This is a genomic window from Ruegeria sp. YKSF070 (assembly GCF_059612725.1).
Genome location: NZ_JBXWRD010000065.1, coordinates 1 through 21,998 on the forward strand (window position 1 = coordinate 1; position 21,998 = coordinate 21,998).

Sequence of the window (21,998 nt, forward strand, 5' to 3'; positions counted from 1 at the left end):
TCGAGGCGCAGGCCACGCCGCGCCTGGCGCAAAAGGTGATCGACTGTATCCGCGAGGTCACCGACAAGCCGATTTCCCATGTGGTGCTGACCCATTACCACGCCGTACGCGTGCTGGGCGCCAGCGCATTCGGCGCCGGTCAGGTGATCATGTCCGACACTGCCCGCTCGATGGTGGTGGAACGCGGGCAAGAGGATTGGGACAGCGAGTTCCAGCGCTTTCCGCGCCTGTTCGAAGGGCATGAGAGCATTCCGGGCCTGACCTGGCCCACCACCACATTCTCCGACAGCATGACCGTCTACCTCGGCAACCGCCGGGTCGATATCATGCATCTGGGCCGCGCCCATACAGCGGGTGACGCGGTCATCCATGTACCGGATCAGAACGTGATGTTCACCGGCGACATCGTCGAATATCACTCGGCCTGCTATTGCGGCGACGGGCATTTCAACGACTGGGGCGACACACTGGACAATATCGCCTGGTTCGATGTGGACGCCATCGCGCCGGGGCGTGGAGATGCGCTGGTGGGCAAGGAGATGGTGAATGCCGCCATCGAGAACACCCGTGATTTTGTACAAAGCACCTATCGCCCTGCGGCTCGTGTGGCCGCACGCGGCGGCTCGCTGAAAGAGGCCTGGGACGCGGTGCGCGCCGAATGCGACCCCAAGTTTGCCGATTACGCGATCTACGAGCATTGCCTGCCGTTCAACGTGGCGCGCGCCTATGACGAGGCGCGCGGCATCGACACGCCGCGTATCTGGACGGCGCAGCGTGACCTGGAAATGTGGGAGGCCCTGCAAGGCTGACCCAAAGGGGGCCCGCCCGTGCGGATGAGCCCCCGGCCCGAACGACATTGATCCAGATCGTGTCGCGCCGGGTGAACCGATGAGACGATGTGACAAGACCTCTGGCGGGTGCCCGGCAGAGGACGGGAGACTTGCGCCCTCGGCCGACCGGGTGCGCCCAGACCTGGGAGGAGAGACCCATGAACAAAATCTTCGAAGTCCCACTCTACGCCTATGAGCGCAGTCCCGATCAGGACGCCTCCAGCCCGGCGCGCCACAAGGTGATCGTGATCGGCGCCGGTCCCATCGGGCTGGCCGCCGCCATCGACCTTGCCCAACAGGGGATCGAGGTGCTGGTGCTGGACGACAATGACAAGGTCAGCTTTGGCAGCCGCGCGGTCTGCTATGCCAAGCGCCCGCTGGAAATCCTGGACCGGCTCGGCTGTGGCCAGCCGATGGTCGACAAGGGGGTTGAATGGAACCTGGGCAAGGTCTTTTTCGACGACCGGCAGGTCTATGACTTCAACCTGCTGCCCGAGGATGGCCACCAGCGCCCCGCCTTTATCAACCTCCAGCAATACTATTTCGAGGAATACCTGGTGAACCGGGTCCGCGAATTGCAGGAGGCCGGGGCCCCGATCGAAATCCGCGGCCGCAACAAGGTCGAGGCGATCGGCACCCATCCCGACCATGTCAAGCTGGAGGTCGAGACGCCCGAAGGCTCGTACACCGTCGAAGCCGACTGGCTGATCGCCTGCGATGGCGCCGGATCACCGGTGCGCTCGATGCTGGGGCTCGATTTCGTGGGCCGCGTGTTCGAGGACAACTTCCTGATCGCCGACGTGATCATGGATGCGGGCTTTCCGACCGAGCGCTGGTTCTGGTTCGACCCGCCCTTCAACCGGGGTCAGTCCGCCCTGCTGCACAAGCAGCCCGATAATGTCTGGCGCATCGACCTGCAACTGGGCTGGGACATCGACAAGGAGCGTGAAAAGCGCCCCGAAAACGTGATCCCGCGCCTCAAGGCGATGCTGGGCGAGGATGTGGAGTTCGAACTGGAATGGGTCTCGATCTACACGTTCCAGTGCCGCCGGATGGAGAAGTTCCGCCATGGCCGGGTGCTGTTCGCGGGCGACGCGGCACATCAGGTTTCGCCGTTCGGCGCACGCGGGGCGAACTCCGGCCTGCAGGATACCGACAACCTGATCTGGAAACTGAAACTGGTGATGGAGGGCAAGGCACCCGAAAGCCTGCTGGACAGCTATGATATCGAGCGGGTCCACGGCGCGGATGAGAACATCCTCAATTCGTCGCGCTCGACCGATTTCATCACGCCCAAATCCGAGATGTCGCGCATCCTGCGCGATGCGGTGCTGGACCTGAGCGAGCAGTATGAATTCGCCCGCCCCCTGGTGAACTCGGGCCGCCTGTCGGTGCCCTGCACCTATGACGGCTCGCCGCTCAACTCGGCCGATGCGCTGCTGGACGGCCCGGCGCGCACGCGCCCCGGCAGCCCCTGCTCCGACGCGCCGCTGGGCGACGGGTTCCTGCTGCAAAAGCTGGGCGACAGGTTCATCCTGCTGACCATCGACGCCGATGCCCCCGACCAGATCGAGGAAGACGGGATCGAGGTCACGCGTTTGGCGCTCTCGGTCAAGGACGACCCGACGATGGAGCTGAAGCGCCGCTATCTGGGCGACAATGACAGCGCCGTCTACCTGATCCGCCCCGACCAGCATGTCGCCGCCCGCCGCGCGACATTCGACGAAACCCAGTTCCGGCACGCGATCCGCCGGGCCACCGGCAAGGAGTGAGCCTCATGTCCGATCTGACACTGACCCCGAACATCGCTGGCGCAGACGATTTCTATGCCGAACTGCTGGCCGCCCATGAGGGCCTCGGCAAGGCGGAAAGCGATGCGTTCAACGCGCGCCTCGTGCTGGTTCTGGCCAACCATATCGGCGACCGCGCCGTCCTGTCCAAGGCGCTGAAAGCCGCCGCATTCAAGGAGTAACCCCATGAAGATCGAGAAAATCCACCACGTCGCCTATCGCTGCAAGGACGCCAAGGAAACCGTCGAGTGGTATGGTAAGATGCTGAACATGGACTTCATCCTGGCGATTGCCGAGGATCACGTCCCCTCGACCCATGAACCGGACCCGTATATGCATCTGTTCCTGGATGCAGGTGACGGCAACGTGCTGGCCTTCTTCGAACTGCCGACCAAGCCCGAGATGGGCCGCGACCCGAACACGCCGATCTGGGTCCAGCACATCGCGTTCAAGGTCAAGGACCGCGCGACGCTGATCGAGTTCAAGGAGCATCTGGAGGCCAATGGCGTCGAGGTTCTGGGCGTCACCGATCACTCGATCTTCCATTCGATCTATTTCTTCGACCCCAACGGCCACCGTGTCGAGCTGGCCTGCCCGGACCCGGAGGAAGAGGCGCTGCTCAAGCGGATGGACGAGGTCAAGTGGGACATGCTCGAAGAGTGGTCGCGCACCAAGAAGGCGCCTCAGCACGCCGCCTGGTTGCACGCCAAGGAGCTGAACAAGACCGTCTGAGATCAGAGTAACAACAGGATGGGGTCCGGTGCAGATCACCGGACCCCTTTCGCAAGGAAAGCCCGCGAAGGATCGCAAGCCGCTCCAGAGCGAAAGCTGTTAACACCGCGCGGGCAACAGCCTAATATCCGCCTGCCCCTGACAGGAGAGACGCCAGAATGACCGAAACGATCCTTTACGACTACTGGCGCTCGTCGGCCAGCTACCGGCTGCGCATCGCGCTCAACCTTGCGGGCATTGCCTATACGGCGGTGCCGGTCGATCTGGTCAAGGGGGAACACCGCTCCGAAGAACACCTCGCCCGCAATCCGCAGGGGCTGGTGCCGGTTCTCGAGATCGACGGGCTGCGGCTGACGCAGTCGCTGGCGATGCTCGACTATCTCGACCAGACCCGCGGGCTGGGACTGGTGCCCGCCGATCCGGCGGGCCGGGCGCAGGTACAGGCGCTGGCGCAGGCGATCGCTGTCGATATCCACCCGGTCTGCAACCTGAAGGTCGCGCGTCACGCCACCGACCTCAGTGGCGGCGCCGAGGACATGCCGGGCGCCTGGATGCGCCATTTCATCCGCCCCGGGCTGCAAGCCTTCGAGACGATGCTGGCCGGATTCGAACAATCGCCCTATTGCTGCGGCGATGCGCCCGGGCTGGCCGATATCTGCCTGATGCCCCAAATCTACAATGCGCGCCGCTGGGAAGTGGATATCAGCGACCTGCCACGCCTCTTGTCGGTCGAGGCGGCCTGTGCAAAACACCCGGCCTTTGCCGCCGCACATCCAGATCGTCACGCCCCCGCGTGATCTGGGCGCCGCCGGAAAACACACGTTTTCCGGCCCGTTTTCCGTGTCGGAAAACGGCCCCCGCCCGAAAGCCACTGGACAGCCCCGATCCGGGCGCCGTTAATGTGGCAAGGATGAGCGGGAGGCAGGCATGGCATCACACGGATATGACAGCGGACGGCTGAACCTGCCCTTCGTGGGCATATGCACCTTTGGCAAATACCCCTATGTCGAGGATTGGGACAGTATCGACGCCGATGTGGCGGTCCTCGGCGCTCCATTCGATTTTGGCGCTCAATGGCGATCAGGCGCACGTATGGGACCGCGGGCCATCCGCGAGGCCTCGACCCTGTTTTCCTTCGGCCATGCGGGCGCCTATGATTTCGAGGACGACATCACCTATCTCGATCCCGCCAAGGTGCGGATCGTCGATATCGGCGATGCCGATATCGTGCATACCGACACGCTGAAGAGCCATGCCAATATCGAATATGGGGTGCGCAAGATCCTGCAGGCCGGCGCCCTACCGGTCGTGCTGGGGGGCGATCACTCGGTCAATATCCCCTGCATCAATGCCTTTGACGATCAGGACCCGATCCATGTGGTGCAGATCGACGCGCATCTGGATTTTGTCGACGAGCGGCATGGCGTGCGCTATGGCCACGGCAACCCGATGCGGCGCGCGGCGGAGAAGGCGCATGTCACCGGGTTGACCCAGATCGGTATCCGCAATGTCTCTTCCACCGCCAAGGACGGCTATGACGCCGCCCGCGCCATGGGATCGGATATCCAGTCGGTGCGACATGTGCGGCGGATGGGAACGGCGGCAATGCTCGACCGTATCCCCGAAGGCGTCCGCTATTACCTGACCATCGACATCGACGCCTTCGACCCGTCGATCGCACCGGGCACCGGCACGCCCAGCCATGGCGGGTTTCTCTACTACGAGGTGCTGGAACTGATCGACGGGCTGGCACAACGCGGCGAAATCGCCGGGATCGATCTGGTCGAGGTGGCGCCGGATTACGACCAGAGCGGCGCCACCTCGATCCTGGCGGCGCAACTGCTGATGAACACACTAGGCCGGGTGTTGCACCACCGCCGACGTTAGACCACCACCCGAAGGCAAGCGCGGCACCGTTTTCCGACGCGGAAAACGGGCCGGAAAATTTGCAATTTTCCGGGGCCCGCCCCGATCAGAGCGCGCGTGCCCGATCACGCAGCAGGAATTTCTGTATCTTGCCGGTCGAGGTCTTGGGCAATTCGCCAAACACCACCATCTTGGGCGCCTTGAAATGTGCCATGTTCGCCCGGCAATGCGCGATCAGGTCGGCCGCCTCCACCGATTGCCCCGGCTTCAGCTCGACAAAGGCGCAAGGCGTCTCGCCCCATTTCTCGTCCGGGCGCGCCACCACCGCCGCCTCCATCACCGCCGGGTGCTTATAGAGCACATCCTCTACCTCGACCGACGAGATATTCTCGCCACCCGAGATGATGATATCCTTGGACCGGTCCTTGAGCGCGATATAGCCATCGGGATGCATCACCCCCAGGTCGCCCGACGCGAACCAGCCACCGCGGAACGACTTGTCGGTGGCATCGGGGTTCTTGAGATACCCTTTCATCACCACGTTGCCCTGCATGAAGATCTCGCCCATGGTTTCGCCATCGGCGGGCACCGGTTCCAGCGTGTCGGGATCCGCGACCATCAGGCCCGACAGCGCGGCGTTCTTGACTCCTTGGCGCACCTTCAGCGCCGCCCGATCGCTGGCTGGCTGCGTATCCCATTCCTCTTTCCAGGCGCACACCACCGAGGGGCCATAGGTTTCGGTCAGGCCATAGACATGGGTCACCTCGACTCCCATCGCCTCCATCTTTTCGATCACGGCGGCGGGTGGCGGCGCGCCTGCGGTCATCACCTTGATTTGGTGGTCGAAATCCTTGAGATGCGCGGGCGCATTGGCGAGCATGTTCAGCACGATGGGCGCGCCGCAGAAATGGGTCACCTTTTCCTCACGGAACGCGCGATAGATCGGCTCGTCCCGCACGGCGCGCAGGCAGACCGATACCCCGGCATTGGCCGCCATGGTCCAGGGGAAACACCAGCCGTTGCAATGAAACATCGGCAGGGTCCACAGATAGACCGAGTGTTTCGGCATCCCCCAGTCAAGGATATTGGTGTTCGCGTTCAACGCCGCGCCCCGGTGATGATAGACGACGCCCTTGGGGTTGCCGGTGGTGCCCGAGGTGTAGTTCAGCGTGATCGCGTCCCATTCATCATCCGGCAGCGACCAGGCGAATTCGGGGTCACCCCCGGCCAGCAGTTCCTCATAGGTCAGCGCGCCAAGCCGCTCTCCGCCTTCGAAACTGGCATCTTCGATGTCGATGACCAGCAGATCAGGACGATCGATCTGTGCCAAGGCCTCACGCACAACACCCGAGAATTCGGGATCGACGATCAGCGCCTTGGCCTCGGCATGGTTCAGGATGAAGGCAATGATCGGCGCGTCAAGGCGGGTATTGATCGCATTCAGCACCGCGCCCACCATCGGCACGCCGAAATGCGCCTCGTACATCTCGGGGATATTGGCGGCGATGATCGAAACGGTATCGCCCTTGCCGATCCCGCGCGCGGCCAGAGCCCCGGCCAGACGGCGACAGCGCGCATAGGTTTCGGCCCAAGTGTAGCGGCGCGTACCGTAGACCACCGAGGGGTAATCCGGATAGATCGCCGCCGTACGCTCGATCATGCTCAGCGGTGACAGCGGGGTGAAATTGGCGCGTGTCCGGTCCAGATGCTGGTCATAGATGCTGCTGCCGGTCATGTCCTGTCCTCCCTGAGTGATGCCCTGCGCGCAGATGTGGCACAAACATGCGGGGCAAGGAAAGATCGTAATAACACGTGCCTGCCGCAACAATAGAACCGGGGCCCCGCAGGGCCCCGATTCTTTCTTGCCGAAGGTGGATCAGCCCTTGCTCTTCCAGGGCACCAGCACCCGTTCGGCCCAGCGCATCAGGATATCGATACCAAAGCCGATCACGCCGATCAGGATGATCCCCATGATCACGATATCGGTCAGCTGGAACTTGGACGCGACCATGATCATCATCCCGGCGCCCTTTTCCGCCGCCACCAGTTCGGCGGCAACCACGGTGCCCCAGCAGACCCCCATCGCCACCCGCGCACCGGTGAAAATCTCTGGCAGCGAGTTCGGAACGATCACGTATCGCATGATCTGCGCCTTGCTGGCGCCCAGCGAGTAGGCCGCGTGCACCTTAGAGATCCTGACCCCCGAGACGCCCGAGCGGGCGGCGATGGCCATGATCCACAAGGCCGCCAGAAACAGCAGGATGATCTTGCCCGTCTCGCCGATCCCCGCCCAGATGATGACCAGCGGGATCAGGGCCAGCGGCGGCACCGGGCGCATGAATTCGACGATCGGGTCGAACCAGCCGCGGAACCAGTCGCTCAACCCCATGGCATAGCCCAGCGGAATACCCACCAGCGCGCCGAAGAAGAAGCCGGCAATCACGCGGAACAGGGAAAAGCCCAGATGCTCCCACAAGGTGCTGTCGCGATAGCCGGATTTGGCGATCTCGCCCAAACGGCTCACCACGGCTTCTGGCGGTGGCAACCAGATCGGCTCCATCTGCAGGCCCGAGGGTGGCCGGAAGCTGATCGCCCCCTTGTCGGTCAGCGAAAACTGACCGGAGCCAGTCTTGATCGACTGCCCCTCGGATATGGCGGTGCCGTCGATAGCTACGATCTTGGCGCCTTCCTTGCGCTTGGCCTCGTCATTCTTGTCAAAGATGATGGTGGTCGAGCGCGATGCGGTCATCGACACCGCATCATCCTTGGCAAAGCCGGGCCCTGGGTCCACGTCGAAATTCTCGGTCTTTTCACCAAAGGGGTAGACCTTGACATGGACTGTGGCGTCGTCGCGGGCCCCATTGGCATCCTCGAGCGTGTAGACAAACGAGGTATCGCCGACAAAAGGTGCCGGTGCGTGCAAGAACGACGGCACGTATTTCGATCCGGTGAACGATCCCCAGATCAGGAAGATGGTGAGAACCGACACCACCGAAGCGATCCGGTTCGAGGTGACCGCGCTCTCGTCACCGAATGTGACGGTCTTGAGTGAGGTGAAATCATTGGTGGTCTTGCGCACGAAAAAGCGCACGGCCAGGAACGACCCGACAAAGATCGCGACATAGACCGCAAGGATAATCAGGCCGATCATTGTGCTGCCTCCGTGCGTCCCATGATTTCTTCCTCCATATCCCAAATCATCGAGAGGATTTCCTCGCGAGTCCGGGAATAGCCTTCGGATTTCTTGACCTCGCGCAGGTCTGCGTTCACCCCCATATCGGCATAGGGCAGACGGTATTCCTTGTGGATACGTCCAGGGCGCGGGGCCATGACCAGCAGCCGTTCACCCAGCAGCAGGGCCTCTTCGACCGAGTGGGTGATCAGGATGATGGTCTTGCCAGTCTCTTTCCAGAGCTTCAGAACCAGGCCTTGCATCTTTTCGCGGGTCAGCGCGTCCAGTGCGCCCAGTGGCTCGTCCATAAGGATCACGTCGGGATCGTTGGCCAGACAGCGTGCCAGCGCGACCCGCTGCTGCATGCCGCCGCTCAGCTCATAAATCGCCTTGTCCTTGAAATCGCCAAGGCCGGTCACATCGAGAAGATGGTCGACATGGCTGCCATACTCCGCCGCGCGCTGCCCCTTCATGCGCGGGCCGAAACTGACATTGTCACGCACGTTCATCCATTCGAACAAAGCGCCTTGCTGGAACACCATGCCACGTTCCGCGTCGGGGCCGTGGACCTTGTGCCCGTTCATGGCGATGTGGCCCTCGGTCGGCGCCAGAAACCCGGCGACGATGTTCAACAGTGTTGTCTTGCCACAGCCCGAGGGGCCGAGCACGCTCATCAATTCGCCTTCCTTGATATGCAGCGTCACGTTTTTCAGCGCCTGCACCGAACTGCCGTTCGGCAGGTCAAAGCGCATGGATATGTTTTCGATAGACAGTCCCGACATGGCCCGCCTTTCCTGTTGGAGATATTTACAGGGGTAATTGTCGCCGTTTCCGGACGAAATGCAAAATGCAGGCGGCGGGACAGCCCGCCGCCCGTCATCCGGTCGGCTTACATGCCGCCTGCCGCGGCCAGCGGCCCGGTGTTCACGGCGTTCTCGTAGGTGTCCAGCGCGCTGTCGATGCTGCCTGCTTCGACGAACACATCCGCCACACCCTTCATGAAGGTCTGCGCATTGCCGCCCAGCCAGGCACCGCTCATCTGTTCCTCGATGGTCGGGAACTTGAAGGTGGCGATGGTCGCGGCGGTCGCCTCTTCATCCATACCCGCATCCTTGGCGATCAGCGGCAGCATCTCGGCATGGTTGGCCTCGTCCGCCCACATGGCGTTTGCATCCGCCGTCACCTTGAGGAACTTGGCGACCAGTTCGCTGTTTTCAGCGACCCAGCCCGCCGGACCCGATGTCACGTCGAACACCAAGATACCCAGTTCGGTCTTTTCGTCACCGGTCAGCAGCACATTGCCATGCTCAAGCGCACGGCGCAGCGAGCCGCCCCAACCGCAGAACATGTCGACCGCGCCCTGGGCAATCGCCGCGGCGCCATCGGGCGGGTCCATGTCGACAACGTCCATGCTGGCGACATCGACGCCGAAATGGTTCATCTGCTTGAGGAAGCCATAGTGCGCGGCGGTGCCCAGCGGCACGGCCACCTTCTTGCCCGCCAGTTCGCCCGCATTGTCCTTGTCGATCTCCAGCTCCGAGCGCACGACGCAGTTGTCGTTGTCGGCATAGGACACAGCGACGTCGAGGATTTGCAGGTCCTGCCCGGCCGAGGTGGCGACCACGAAGGGCGGAACGCCCTGACTGACCGACAGGTGCACATCGCCCGACGCCATCGCCGCCGACATCTTCACGCCGCTTTCGAAGCTGACCCAGTTGACCTTGACGCCCAGCGCCTCGTCATAGGTTCCCTTCTGCTTGGCGTATTCGAACGGCATCGGCCATTCGAGGAAGTAGGCCACGGTGATCTCGCCCTCGGCAGCCAACGCCGCAGGCATGGCGCCAACCGCCAGCGCCAGACCGGCTACAGCACCCAAAAGCTTCGTTTTTGCAGTCATCATCCAATTCTCCCTGTGTTCCGCCGGAATGGCGGAGGAATTTCGCGAACGGTTCAGCCGTTTCTGCTGTTTCGCGGGCCCTCGTCCGAGCGCCCCTCCCTACTCCGAAAGGAAATCCCCCTTTCGATCAACGAATTTTTCTGCCATTGGGCCAAGTCTTGGACAGACCAACGTGCGGATTTCAAAACCTCAAATCTGGAAATACTTATATTTTTCAGCCCGCTATCCGGGGAAGCAGCGCGACAAACTGCCGTAAGGGCAGCCATATTGGATATATGTGAGGTATATTTCTGGCCCTATCGAATGCCCAGGATTTGACGTCTCTGGACTCTATCACGCGTCTCGGTTTTTCTGGGACATCGGAGTCGATCAAACAGTCATCAGGAGAGGGCCCCTCATGGACGGCACGTTCAACGAAAACGATCTGAGTCGGGTGGTCGAAGCCGACCGCGCCCATATCTGGCACCATCTGATTCAACACAAACCCTTTGAGACCAACGACCCCCGCATCATCGTCGAAGGCAAGGGCATGCGGGTCTGGGATCAGAAGGGCAAGGAGCATCTCGACGCCGTCTCGGGCGGGGTCTGGACCGTCAACGTGGGCTATGGACGTGAGTCCATCTGCAAGGCGGTTTATGACCAGTTGATGAAACTGTGCTATTTCGCCAATTCCGCCGGGTCGATCCCCGGTGCTCTTTATGCCGAGAAGCTGATTTCCAAGATGCCGGGGATGAGCCGGGTCTATTACACCAACTCGGGATCCGAGGCGAACGAGAAGGCGTTCAAGATGGTGCGCCAGATCGCGCACAAGAAATACGGCGGCAAGAAGACCAAGATCCTCTATCGCGACCGCGACTATCACGGCTCGACGCTGGCGGCGATGTCGGCAGGTGGCCAGGACGAGCGCAACGCACAATACGGCCCCTTTGCACCGGATTTCGTCAAGGTTCCCCATTGCATGGAATACCGCAAGGAAGAGCTGGGGCTGGGTCATCTGTCGGGCGCCGAGTTCGGCCGCGCCGCCGCCGACCTGATCGAAGAGGTGATCCTGCGCGAGGGCCCCGAGACCGTCGGTGCGCTGTGCCTTGAGCCCGTGACCGCCGGTGGCGGCGTCATCACCCCGCCCGAAGGATACTGGGAGCGGGTTCAGGAAATCTGCAAGCAATACGACGTGCTCTTGCATATCGACGAGGTCGTCTGTGGCATCGGCCGCACCGGCACCTGGTTTGGCTATCAGCAATACGGCATCAAGCCCGACTTCGTGACAATGGCCAAGGGCGTTGCCTCGGGCTATGCGGCCATCGCCTGCATGGTGACCACCGAGGAAGTGTTCGAGATGTTCAAGGACAACAGCGACGATCCGCTGAACTACTTCCGCGATATCTCGACCTTTGGCGGCTGCACCGCCGGCCCCGCCGCGGCGCTGGAAAACATGCGCATCATCGAGGACGAGGACCTGCTGGGCAACTGCACCGCCATGGGCGAGCGGATGCTGGGCAACCTGCACGCGCTGATGGAAAAGCACGCCGTGATCGGCGATGTGCGCGGCAAGGGCCTGTTCCTGGGCGCCGAACTGGTAGCCAATCGCGAGACCAAGGAACCCGTGACCGAGAAACAGGCACAGGCCGTGGTTGCCGACTGCATGGCGCAGGGCGTCATCATCGGGGTGACCAACCGCTCGATCCCGGGTCGCAACAACACGCTGTGCTTCTCGCCGGCGCTGATCGCCACCGCCGAGGATATCGACGCCATCACCGATGCGGTCGATCAGGCGCTGACCCGCGTCTTCGGCTAGGACCGGGGGCCGCGACCGGCACCTCTCCTTTTGGGTCGTCTGCCCGTGAAACCGGCGCGTTCCGCGCGCCGGTTTCGCCATTTTCGGCCCCGGCGCCGGACCGAGACTATTTGAACCCGGCCCCGCCTGTGGTTATTTTTGATCCATGCCGTCCCTGAACGCCTCCTTTCCCCTGCGCCCCGGTCGGGTGCACGAAGCCTGCGGCCCTCTGGCCGTGGCCATGGCCGCCGTCACCGCCGCGCAGGTGAGCGGCCTTCTGTGGCTGCGCGAAAGCTGGCGGCCCGAGCTGATCAACCCGCTGGGATTGGCCGATTATTTCGACCCCGCGCGGTTGCTGCTGGCCCAGACCAGGGACCAGACCGACACCCTGGCCGTGGCCGAGGAAAGCCTGCGCGACGGCGCCCTGCCCCTGGTGGTGATCGAGCTGACGGCGCCGCTGAGCCTGACCGCCGGGCGGCGCCTGCAACTGGCGGCCAAGGATGGCAAGACAACCGGATTGTGCCTGATCCCCGAGGGCATGGGCAGCAATGCGGCCGAAACCCGGTGGCATTGCGCCCCGGTTTTCGACCCATCGGACTCGACTCTGATGCGGTGGGAAATTATTAAGAACAAATCAGGAACATTGGGGGCCTGGCATGTTCGATGGAATAGGGCGTCGCGTCGTCTCGATCTGGTTTCCCCGGTTGGCCAGCGACCGGGCCCTGCGGGCGCGCCCGGTTGACGGCCCCTTTGCCCTGACATTGAAACAGGCCAATGCGGACCGGCTCTATTGTCTCGATACCGGGGCGGAGCGGGCCGGGCTGCATCGCGGCATGGCCTATGCGGATGCCCGCGCCTTTTGCCCCGACCTGCAAACCCGGCCCGCGGATCCGGCGGGCGATGCGCGCTTCCTGCGGATGCTGCGCCGCTGGGCCACGCGCTATTGCCCCTGGGTCGGGCTTGAGGGGCGCGACGGTCTGGTGCTGGACATCACCGGGGCGGCGCATTTGTTCGGCGGCGAGGCAATGCTGCTTTCCGACATGCGCCAACGCCTCACGCGCGCGGGGCTGGCTGCCCGAATCGGGCTGGCCGACACGCGCGGCGCGGCCTGGGCGCTGGCCCATCACGGCGAGGGCTGCGCCGACCCCGGCCAGCCGCTGGCGGCGCTGGAACATCTGCCCGTCGCCGCCCTGCGCCTGGGCGAGGACACCGTCACCGGCCTGACCCGCCTGGGCCTGCGCAAGATCGGCGAGCTCGAGCGCACCGCCCGCGCGCCGCTGACCCGCCGTTTCGGTCCCGAACCGCTGCTGCGGCTGGATCAGGCGATGGGGCGCCAGCCCGAACAGATCTCGCCCCTGGCCGAACCGCCCCATTACGGGGTTCGCCTGACTCTGCCCGACCCGATCGGCCTGTTCGATGACGTGATGGCGGGCACCGGGCGCCTGCTGGACCAACTCTGCGACCGGCTCAAGACGCAAGAGGCGGGCGCGCGCAGCCTGTGCCTGACCCTGCGCCGGGTCGATCAGGAGGCGCAGACGGTCGAGTTGCGCCTGGCCCGCCCGCTGCGCGATGCCGCCCGTATCCTGCCGCTGTTCGAACGCGGCGTACGCGAGGTCGACGCCGGCTATGGCATCGACCAGATGCGGCTGGAGGCAACCCGGGTCGAGCCGCAGCCGGTGCGCCAGCTCAGCCATGTCTCCTCGGGTCGGGCCGACCGTCTGGACGACCTGATCAGCCGGATCGGCACCCGGATCGGGCTGGAGAATATCCAGCGGTTTCTGCCGGTCGACAGCCATATCCCCGAACGCGGCTTTACCATCGCCGCCGCGGCCTGGTCGGAACCGGAGGGGAGCTGGGCATCGCCCCGCCCACGCCCGATCCTGCTGTTCCCGCCCGAACCCCTCGCCGCCACCGGCCCGCGCCCGCCCGAAAGGTTCCGCTGGCGGCGCATGTCGCTGAGCACGGCGCGCGCCACCGGACCGGAGCGGATCGCCCCCGAATGGTGGCTGCCCGACGAGAACTGGCGCGGCGGGGTCCGCGATTACTGGCATGTCGAGACCCGGCAGGGGCGGCGGCTGTGGCTGTTCCACACGCCGCAGAACCCGGGCTGGTTCGTACAGGGGGAATTCGCATGACCTATGCCGAGCTTTGCGTCACCACCAATTTCACCTTTCTCACCGGCGCCTCGCATCCCGAGGAGATGGTGACCCGCGCCGCCGAGCTGGGCCTGCATGCCATCGCCATCACCGACCGCAACTCTCTGGCCGGGGTGGTGCGGGCCTATGCCGCGCTAAAGGAGTTGCGGCGCGAGGCGGACGAGGCCATCCGCATCCGCTCGCAGCACCGGATCGATTCCTGCTCGCGCCAGGAGGTCGGGCATCCGCAGCCGATCGCCCGCCCCGAGGGGCCGCACCTGCCCCGGCTGATCACCGGCTGCCGCCTGGTGCTGCGCGACAGCCCGCTGCACTGGATCGCCCTGCCCCGCGACCGCGCCGCATATCAGCGGCTGACCCGGCTGCTGACGCTGGGCAAACGGCGGGCGGAAAAGGGCGATTGCCATCTCGATCTGGCCGACCTGCTGACGGGCTGCACCGGCATGATCCTGATCGCACTGCCGCAGGGGCGGCTCGACGGCGCTCTACCGCATCTTCAGCAGGTACAGCGCCGCTTTCCCGGCCATGTGTTTCTGGGCGCGGCACCACGCTATGACGGGTCGGATCAGGCCTGGCTGGACGCCTGCGCCCGGCTGGCCCTGCGCAGCTCGGCCCCGATGGTGGCGGTGGGCGATGTGCTGATGCATCGCGCCAGTCGCCGCCAGCTGGCCGATGTGCTGACCTGCATGCGCGAGCATATCACCATCGACCGGATCGGCACCCGCGCCCTGCCCAATGCCGAACGCCGCCTCAAGGGCCATGCCGACATGGCCCGGCTGTTCCGCGACCACCCCGCCGCCCTGCGCCGCACGCTGGACATCGCCGCCCGGTGCAGTTTCTGCCTGAGCGAGCTGAGCTATGAATATCCCGACGAGGTCGCCGAGGGCGAAACCCCGCAGGCCCGGCTGGAGCGGCTGACCGCCGAGGGGATCGTGCGCCGCTATCCCGGCGGCGCGCCACAGCGCGTGCATGAGCTGGTGGCCAAGGAGCTCAAGCTGGTCGCCGAACTGGGCTTTCCCGCCTATTTCCTGACGGTGCACGACATTGTCCAGTTCGCCCGCTCGCAGGGAATCCTGTGCCAGGGGCGCGGCTCGGCAGCCAACTCGATCCTGTGCTATCTGCTGGGCATCACCGATGTCTCACCCGACCAGATCGCCATGGTCTTCGAGCGCTTCATCTCGAAATACCGGGGCGAGCCGCCGGATATCGACGTCGATTTCGAACATGAACGGCGCGAAGAGGTGATCCAGTGGATTTACCAGCGATACGGCCGCCATCGCGCCGGCCTGTGCGCCACGGTGATCCATTTCCGCTCGCGCGCGGCCATTCGCGAGGTGGGCAAGGTGATGGGGCTCAGCCAGGACGTGACCGCCAGCCTCTCGGGCCAGATCTGGGGCCAGTCCAATGGCGGCGCCGACCCTGCGCGGATACGCGAGCTGGGCCTTGACCCCGAGGACCGGCGGCTGGCCCTGACCATCCGCCTGATCGGCGAGATCATCGGCTTTCCCCGCCATCTGTCACAGCATGTGGGCGGCTTTGTCATCACCCGCGGGCGGCTCGACGAACTGGCCCCGATCGAGAATGCCGCGATGGAGGACCGCACCCTCATCGAGTGGGACAAGGACGATATCGACACGCTGGGCATCCTCAAGGTGGATGTGCTGGGGCTGGGCATGCTGACCTGTATCCGCAAGGCCTTTGACCTGATGCGAGAGCACAACCAGCGACATCTGACCATAGACACCGTGCCACAAGAGGATGCGGCCACCTATGACATGCTCTGCGCCGCCGATGCGGTGGGCGTGTTTCAGGTGGAAAGCCGCGCGCAGATGAATTTCCTGCCTCGGATGCGGCCGCGCACCTTTTACGATCTGGTGATCGAGGTCGCCATCGTCCGCCCCGGCCCGATCCAGGGGGGCATGGTGCAACCCTATATCCGGCGCCGCCAGGGGCTGGAAAAGGCCGACCCCTTTGGCCCGGAACTGGCGGCGGTGACCGCACGCACCCTTGGCGTGCCGCTGTTTCAGGAACAGGCGCTGCAAATCGCTGTGGTGGGCGCGGGCTATTCAGCGGAAGAGGCCGACCATCTGCGCCGCTCGCTAGCCTCGTTCCGCCGCATGGGGACGATCGGCGCGCATCGGGACAAATTCATCACCGGTATGCGGCGCAAGGGTTATAGTCAGGAGGTGGCCGAACGCTGTTTCGGCCAGATCGAGGGTTTTGCCGATTACGGCTTTCCTGAAAGCCACGCGGCGGCCTTTGCGATGCTGGCCTATGTCTCGGCCTGGCTGAAATGCCACCACCCCGCGATCTTTGCCTGCGCGCTGCTGAATGCGCAGCCGATGGGATTCTACGCCCCGGCCCAGATCGTGCGCGATGCCCGCGACCACCAGGTCGAAGTGCGCCCGATCTGCGTCAATGCCAGCGACTGGGACAACCGGCTGGAACGGCGCGCCGACGGGGCGCTGGCCCTGCGGCTGGGCTTTCGCCAGATCAAGGGATTCCGTGAAGAGGATGCGGGCTGGATCGTGGCGGCCCGTGGCAATGGCTATCCCGATCCCCAGGCGCTGTGGCTGCGCGCCGGGGTGACGCCGGCGGTGCTGGAACGGCTGGCCGAGGCGGATGCCTTTGCCGATATGGGGATCGGGCGGCGCGACGCGCTCTGGCAGGTGCGGGCGATCCGGGGTCAGGCGCCGCTGCCCCTGTTCAACGATCCGCTCGACGGCGAGATTATCCACGAACCGCAAGTGACCCTGCCCGCCATGCATCTGGGCGAGGAGGTGGTCGAGGATTACGTGTCGATGCGCCTGACCCTGCGCGCCCACCCTATGGAGCTGCTGCGCCCCGCGATCCCCGGCCTGACCCCGCATGACAAGCTGGCCAGCGTGCCGGCCCACCGGGTCAGCGTCTGCGGCCTTGTCATCACCCGCCAACGCCCCGGCACCGCCTCGGGGGTGATCTTTCTGACGCTCGAGGATGAAACCGGGGTCAGCAATGTTGTGGTCTGGCCCAAGATCTATGAACAGTTCCGCCGCATCGTGATGGGCGGGCGGCTGTTGCGGGTGACGGGCACCCTGCAACGCGAGGGGATCGTGGTACATGTCATCGCCCAACGGATCGAGGATCTCTCTCCCCGCCTCGCCGATTTGGGCCATCCGCTGGACAGTGCAGTTGGCCAGACCACACCGCAGACCGACAGCGCCCCTCGCCCGCGCCCGCAACCCCGCGCCATGCATCCCAGGGAACAGGCCAAGCGCCTGTTCCCCAGCCGGGACTTTCACTAGGGGAGGTTTCCGGGCTCAGTAATGCGGCGGGCGCTCGTCGCCGAGGATCACGCCGCCGCTGCCCTCTTGCGCGCGGTCGGCCTCCCGCTGCCACAGCATCGCGACCCGCCGGGTCAGCCGGTCGATCTCGTCCTGCTGGCGGGCGACCACATCGCTCAATTCATCCACCGTACGGGTCAGATGCGCGATCCGTTCTTCGAGATGCGTCATGGCGCTGTCCTTTCACAGTGGCGTGTCCCCTTCCCATACAGGCGCAACGTCACGCTTGCCAGCCCCGCCGCCACGGTCCGACAGTTGCGGCAGGGAGGACAGACATGAGCGTGATCATCGACAGCGCCCTGGGCGTCACCACCATCACCATCAACCGGCCAGAGGCGCGCAACGCGGTCGATCCCGACACGGCACGCGCGCTGTATCAGGCGTTTCTGGGTTTCGAGGCCGATCCCGACCAACGGGTCGCCATCCTGACCGGGGCGGGCGGTGCCTTTTGCGCAGGCTTCGACCTGAAATCGGCCGGTTCCGGCGCGGCGGATGCCTGGATTGGCGCGCTTGACCTGCCCCCGGATTGGAACGACCCCGTGGGCGATCCGCGCCCCGGCCCGATGGGCCCCTCGCGGCTGATGCTGTCGAAACCGGTGATTGCCGCAATCGAGGGGCCGGCGGTGGCGGGCGGCATGGAACTGGCCGCCTGGTGCGATCTGCGGGTCATGGCCCAGGGCGCGGTAGCGGGCGTGTTCTGCCGCCGCTGGGGCGTTCCGCTGATCGACGGCGGCACCGTGCGCCTGCCGCGTATCCTCGGCCAGGGGCGGGCGAGCGACCTGATCCTGACCGGCCGCGCGGTCGAGGCCGACGAGGCGCTGGCCATGGGCTTTGCCAACCGCGTCTGCCCCGAGGGGGAGGCGCTGGCCATGGCGCGGGAACTGGCCCGCGCACTGACCCGTTTCCCGCAGGCCTGCATGCTGGCCGATCACCTGTCTGCGCGGATGGAACCCGCGGAACTGGCCGCAGCGCTGCGCCGCGAATGGCGCTCGACCGCCACCTTTGCCGCCGAAGGCCGCGCCGGGGCCGCCCGCTTTGCCGCTGGCAAGGGGCGCGGTGGCGATTTCGCCGATATCTGAACCCGCTCTGCGGCGGTGCTGCGCCTTGCCCCGGGCCGGACCATGGGCTAGACCGCGCGCGGAACAACGACCGTGCGAGGACGCCCGTCATGGCCAAGCCCAAGAAAACGCCCCGCCCCAAGGCCGAGACGCCCAAGGGTTTTCGCGACTATTTCGGCGCCGAGGTGACCCAGCGCACCGAAATGCTGCGCACTATCGCGGGGGTCTATCATCGCTACGGCTTCGAGGCGCTGGAATCGAGCGCGGTCGAGACGGTCGAGGCGCTGGGCAAGTTCCTGCCCGATGTCGACCGCCCCAACGAGGGCGTGTTTGCCTGGCAGGAATCCGAGGATGACGGGGCGGGTGACTGGATGGCGCTGCGCTATGACCTGACGGCGCCGCTTGCGCGCGTCTATGCCCAGCACCGCAACGACCTGCCGACGCCTTACCGCCGCTACGCGATGGGGCCGGTCTGGCGCAACGAGAAACCCGGCCCGGGCCGATATCGCCAGTTCTATCAATGCGATGCGGATACGGTGGGTAGCGCGTCCATGGCCGCCGATGCCGAGATCTGCGCCATGCTCAGCGACACGCTGGAAACCGTCGGCATTCCCCGTGGTGACTACGTGGTTCGGGTGAACAATCGTAAAGTTCTGAATGGTGTGCTCGAAACCATGGGCCTGGCCGATGAGGGCCAGCGCGACGCCGTGCTGCGCACCATCGACAAGTTCGACAAGGTCGGCGCCGACGGCGTGCGCGAGTTGTTGGGCAAAGGACGGCTCGACGCCTCGGGCGCGTTCATCGACGGTGTGGGCCTGAGCGACGATCAGGCCGGGCCGGTGCTGGCCTTCCTGACCTCCAAGGGCGCGGATGCAACCGCCACCGTGGCCAACCTGCGCACGGCGGTGGGCGCCTCCCAGATCGGGGTACAGGGGATCGACGAGTTGGAACAGATCGGCGAATTGCTGGCCGCAGGTGGCTACGGCCCCGACCGGATCGTCATCGACCCTTCGGTTGTGCGCGGTCTTGGATATTACACCGGGCCGGTTTGCGAGGCCGAGCTAACCTTTGAAATCTTTGACGAAAAAGGCCGCAAGCGGCAGTTCGGCTCGGTCTCTGGCGGCGGACGCTATGACGATCTGGTCAAGCGATTCACGGGACAGGAAGTCCCGGCAACCGGTATCTCCATCGGTGTGGACCGCCTGCTGGCGGCCTTGCGCGAGAAGGGCCGCATTCAGGCCGTGGAACATGGCCCCGTCGTGGTGACGGTGATGGATCGTGACCGCATGGCCGACTATCAGGCGATGGTGGCCGAGCTGCGCAATGCCGGGATCCGGGCCGAAGTTTACCTTGGCAACCCAAAGAACTTCGGCAACCAGCTCAAATATGCCGACAAGCGCAACTCTCCGGTTGCGGTGATCGAAGGCGGCGACGAGAAAGCCAATGGCGTGGTACAGATCAAGGACCTGATCCTGGGCGCGCAGATCGCCGCCAATGCGACGCTGGAAGAGTGGAAGGAGCGCCCCAGCCAATACGAGGTCGCCCGATCCGATCTGGTGGCCAAGGTGCGCGAGATTCTGGCGGGGCAGGCGGAATGATCACCCGCGCCCGTATTCTGGAGCAGGCCGCGCAGCTGCGTGCGCGGTTCGAGGCGGCAGGCGCGCAGACGGTGGAAACGCCGATCCTGCAACCGGCCGAAACCCTGCTTGACCTTTATGGCGAGGATATCCGTGCGCGGGCCTATATCACCTCGGACGCGCTGAGGGGAGAGCAGATGCTGCGCCCCGACTTCACCGTGCCGGTGGTGCAGAAGCACATGGAACACGGCGCCGAACCGGCCCGTTACACCTATGCGGGCGAAGTGTTCCGGCGGCAGGAACACGACCCGGACCGCGCCAATGAGTACATCCAGGTGGGGTACGAGGTGTTCGACCGCACCAACCCCGCCGCCGCCGATGCCGAGGTGTTCGCCCTGATCGCCCAGGCGCTCGACGGTCTGGCCCTGCGCGCGGCGACCGGTGACATTGGTATCCTGATGGCTGCCGTGGCCGGGCTGAAAACGACAGAGCCGCGCAAGGCGGCGCTGATGCGTCATATCTGGCGCCCGCGCCGGTTCCGGGCGCTGCTTGACCGGTATGCGGGCCGGACACCGGTGCCGGCCGCGCGCGCGGCACTGCTGGCCGCCGATGACCCGCTGGTCGGGGGCGCCCCCGAGATCGGCAAACGCGACCGCGCCGATGTCGAGGCGCGGATCGCGGTCCTGCGCGCAGATGCCGCCGCCGCACCCATTTCGGACAATGAAATGGCCGGGCTCGACGCGCTGTTGTCGGTGCGCGAGACCATGCCCTTTGCGCTGGAACACCTGCGCGATATCGCGGTGGACTTGCCGCAGATCGCCCTCGCGCTCGACCGGCTGGAGGCGCGCATCGCCGCCCTGCGCGCGCGCGGTATCGACGTAGACCGGCTCGATTTCGAAGCTTCCTATGGGCGGACATCGATGGAATATTATGACGGTTTCGTCTTTGGTTTCTATGCAGAGCGGCGGCCCGACCTGCCGCCTATCGCCACCGGCGGGCGGTATGACGCGCTGACCCGGCGGCTGGGCAACGGGGCCGAAATTCCGGCGGTCGGCGGCGTGCTGCGCCCGGGTCTGATGCTGCTGCTTGCGGAGGCCCGGACATGAGCCTGAAGCTTGGGGTGCCGTCCAAGGGGCGGCTGATGGAAAAGACCTTTGCCTGGTTCGACAAGCGCGGCATCACGCTCAGCCGCACCGGATCGGACCGCGAATATGCGGGCCGCGTCGATGGGATCGAGGGCGTGTCGCTGGTGCTGCTCTCGGCGGGGGAAATCCCGCGCGAGCTGGCGGCGGGGCGCATTCATCTGGGCGTTACCGGCACCGATCTGGTGCATGAGAAACTGCCGCTCTGGGATCAGCAGCTGGAAGAGGTGGCCCAGCTTGGCTTTGGCCAGGCCGACCTGATCATCGCGGTACCGGCCTGCTGGGCGGATGTGGATACGCTCGATGATCTGGACGCCGCGGCGGCGGGGTTCCGGGCGCGGCATGGGCATCGGCTGCGGATCGCCACCAAGTATCACCGGCTGGTACGCGAATTCCTGACCGCTGCGGGCGTGGCCGATTACACTCTGGTCGACAGCCAGGGCGCGACCGAAGGTACGGTCAAGAACGAGACCGCCGAGGCGATCGCCGACATCACCTCGACGGGGGAGACCCTGCGCGCCAACCACCTGAAGATTCTCAGCGACGGGCTGATCCTGCGCAGCCAGGCGACGCTCTGGCGCAGCCGCACCGCTCCGGTCGAAAGCGGGGACAAGCAGGTTCTGGAACAGCTGCTGGACCGGTTGGCAGGATAGGAGAAAGGGGGCGCTGCCCCCGGTGCAAAAT

19 protein-coding genes are annotated in these 21,998 nt (G+C 64.9%); 14 read left to right on the forward strand and 5 right to left on the reverse strand.

Annotated features, from left to right (window positions below; genetic code table 11):
- The 6 genes from AC2FL1_RS21005 to speB form a co-directional block, all read left to right on the forward strand.
- Positions 1-809, forward strand: an 809-nt coding sequence (locus AC2FL1_RS21005; RefSeq protein ID WP_496878210.1) for an MBL fold metallo-hydrolase, incomplete at its 5' end; no start/stop codon positions are given.
- A 179-nt stretch (positions 810-988) separates the two neighbouring features.
- Complete coding sequence (locus AC2FL1_RS21010) at positions 989-2,602, forward strand: FAD-dependent oxidoreductase (protein ID WP_496825835.1); 1,614 nt, start codon at positions 989-991, stop codon at positions 2,600-2,602.
- 5 nt (positions 2,603-2,607) lie between these two features.
- Complete coding sequence (locus AC2FL1_RS21015; RefSeq protein ID WP_496878211.1) at positions 2,608-2,802, forward strand: DUF2783 domain-containing protein; 195 nt, start codon at positions 2,608-2,610, stop codon at positions 2,800-2,802.
- Between the two features lie 4 nt (positions 2,803-2,806).
- Positions 2,807-3,352, forward strand: coding sequence for a VOC family protein (locus AC2FL1_RS21020; protein ID WP_234137529.1), 546 nt, complete (start codon positions 2,807-2,809; stop codon positions 3,350-3,352).
- A gap of 158 nt (positions 3,353-3,510) precedes the next feature.
- Positions 3,511-4,149 carry a maleylacetoacetate isomerase gene (gene maiA, locus AC2FL1_RS21025; protein WP_234142899.1) on the forward strand — a complete coding sequence of 213 codons (639 nt, stop codon included), beginning with the start codon at positions 3,511-3,513 and terminating at the stop codon, positions 4,147-4,149.
- A gap of 130 nt (positions 4,150-4,279) precedes the next feature.
- Positions 4,280-5,239 carry an agmatinase gene (gene speB, locus AC2FL1_RS21030; protein WP_496878212.1) on the forward strand — a complete coding sequence of 320 codons (960 nt, stop codon included), beginning with the start codon at positions 4,280-4,282 and terminating at the stop codon, positions 5,237-5,239.
- An 85-nt stretch (positions 5,240-5,324) separates the two neighbouring features.
- On the opposite strand, the gene AC2FL1_RS21035 is transcribed toward speB, so the two are convergent.
- The 4 genes from AC2FL1_RS21035 to AC2FL1_RS21050 form a co-directional block, all read right to left on the reverse strand.
- Positions 5,325-6,953: an acyl-CoA synthetase gene (locus AC2FL1_RS21035; protein WP_496878213.1), complete on the reverse strand. Its 1,629-nt coding sequence runs from the start codon at positions 6,951-6,953 to the stop codon at positions 5,325-5,327.
- A gap of 141 nt (positions 6,954-7,094) precedes the next feature.
- Positions 7,095-8,360, reverse strand: coding sequence for an ABC transporter permease (locus AC2FL1_RS21040; protein WP_234137554.1), 1,266 nt, complete (start codon positions 8,358-8,360; stop codon positions 7,095-7,097).
- A gap of 5 nt (positions 8,361-8,365) precedes the next feature.
- Positions 8,366-9,172 carry an ABC transporter ATP-binding protein gene (locus AC2FL1_RS21045; RefSeq protein WP_496878214.1) on the reverse strand — a complete coding sequence of 269 codons (807 nt, stop codon included), beginning with the start codon at positions 9,170-9,172 and terminating at the stop codon, positions 8,366-8,368.
- 107 nt (positions 9,173-9,279) lie between these two features.
- On the reverse strand, positions 9,280-10,287 hold the full coding sequence (locus AC2FL1_RS21050) for a taurine ABC transporter substrate-binding protein (RefSeq protein ID WP_496825997.1): 1,008 nt from the start codon (positions 10,285-10,287) through the stop codon (positions 9,280-9,282).
- Positions 10,288-10,684: 397 nt separating this feature from the next.
- On the opposite strand from AC2FL1_RS21050, the gene AC2FL1_RS21055 reads away from it, so the two are divergent.
- From AC2FL1_RS21055 to AC2FL1_RS21070, 4 genes are all read left to right on the forward strand, one after another.
- A complete protein-coding gene (locus AC2FL1_RS21055; protein ID WP_234137521.1) occupies positions 10,685-12,082 on the forward strand; it encodes an aminotransferase family protein in 1,398 nt (465 codons plus the stop codon).
- Positions 12,083-12,227: 145 nt separating this feature from the next.
- On the forward strand, positions 12,228-12,803 hold the full coding sequence (locus tag AC2FL1_RS21060) for a hypothetical protein (protein WP_234165787.1): 576 nt from the start codon (positions 12,228-12,230) through the stop codon (positions 12,801-12,803).
- Positions 12,718-14,196 (forward strand): Y-family DNA polymerase, encoded by a 1,479-nt coding sequence (locus tag AC2FL1_RS21065; RefSeq protein WP_496878215.1) that lies wholly within the window; start codon positions 12,718-12,720, stop codon positions 14,194-14,196. The genes AC2FL1_RS21060 and AC2FL1_RS21065 overlap by 86 nt, the downstream gene beginning before the upstream one ends.
- Complete coding sequence (locus AC2FL1_RS21070) at positions 14,193-17,498, forward strand: error-prone DNA polymerase (protein WP_496878216.1); 3,306 nt, start codon at positions 14,193-14,195, stop codon at positions 17,496-17,498. Before AC2FL1_RS21065 ends, AC2FL1_RS21070 begins: the two co-directional genes overlap by 4 nt.
- A 15-nt stretch (positions 17,499-17,513) precedes the next feature.
- On the opposite strand, the gene AC2FL1_RS21075 is transcribed toward AC2FL1_RS21070, so the two are convergent.
- On the reverse strand, positions 17,514-17,708 hold the full coding sequence (locus tag AC2FL1_RS21075) for a SlyX family protein (RefSeq protein ID WP_234137513.1): 195 nt from the start codon (positions 17,706-17,708) through the stop codon (positions 17,514-17,516).
- Between the two features lie 104 nt (positions 17,709-17,812).
- Between AC2FL1_RS21075 and AC2FL1_RS21080 the strand changes: the two genes are divergently transcribed.
- The 4 genes from AC2FL1_RS21080 to hisG all read left to right on the forward strand — a co-directional run bounded on the left by AC2FL1_RS21080 (position 17,813) and on the right by hisG (position 21,967).
- The gene (locus AC2FL1_RS21080; RefSeq protein ID WP_496878217.1) at positions 17,813-18,616 is read left to right on the forward strand and encodes a crotonase/enoyl-CoA hydratase family protein; all 804 of its coding nucleotides are present in this window, start codon (positions 17,813-17,815) and stop codon (positions 18,614-18,616) included.
- Between the two features lie 89 nt (positions 18,617-18,705).
- Positions 18,706-20,193: a histidine--tRNA ligase gene (gene hisS, locus AC2FL1_RS21085; protein ID WP_496878218.1), complete on the forward strand. Its 1,488-nt coding sequence runs from the start codon at positions 18,706-18,708 to the stop codon at positions 20,191-20,193.
- The gene (locus AC2FL1_RS21090) at positions 20,190-21,278 is read left to right on the forward strand and encodes an ATP phosphoribosyltransferase regulatory subunit (RefSeq protein WP_496878219.1); all 1,089 of its coding nucleotides are present in this window, start codon (positions 20,190-20,192) and stop codon (positions 21,276-21,278) included. Before hisS ends, AC2FL1_RS21090 begins: the two co-directional genes overlap by 4 nt.
- Positions 21,275-21,967 carry an ATP phosphoribosyltransferase gene (gene hisG, locus AC2FL1_RS21095; protein WP_234142891.1) on the forward strand — a complete coding sequence of 231 codons (693 nt, stop codon included), beginning with the start codon at positions 21,275-21,277 and terminating at the stop codon, positions 21,965-21,967. Before AC2FL1_RS21090 ends, hisG begins: the two co-directional genes overlap by 4 nt.
- Positions 21,968-21,998: the final 31 nt, after the last annotated feature.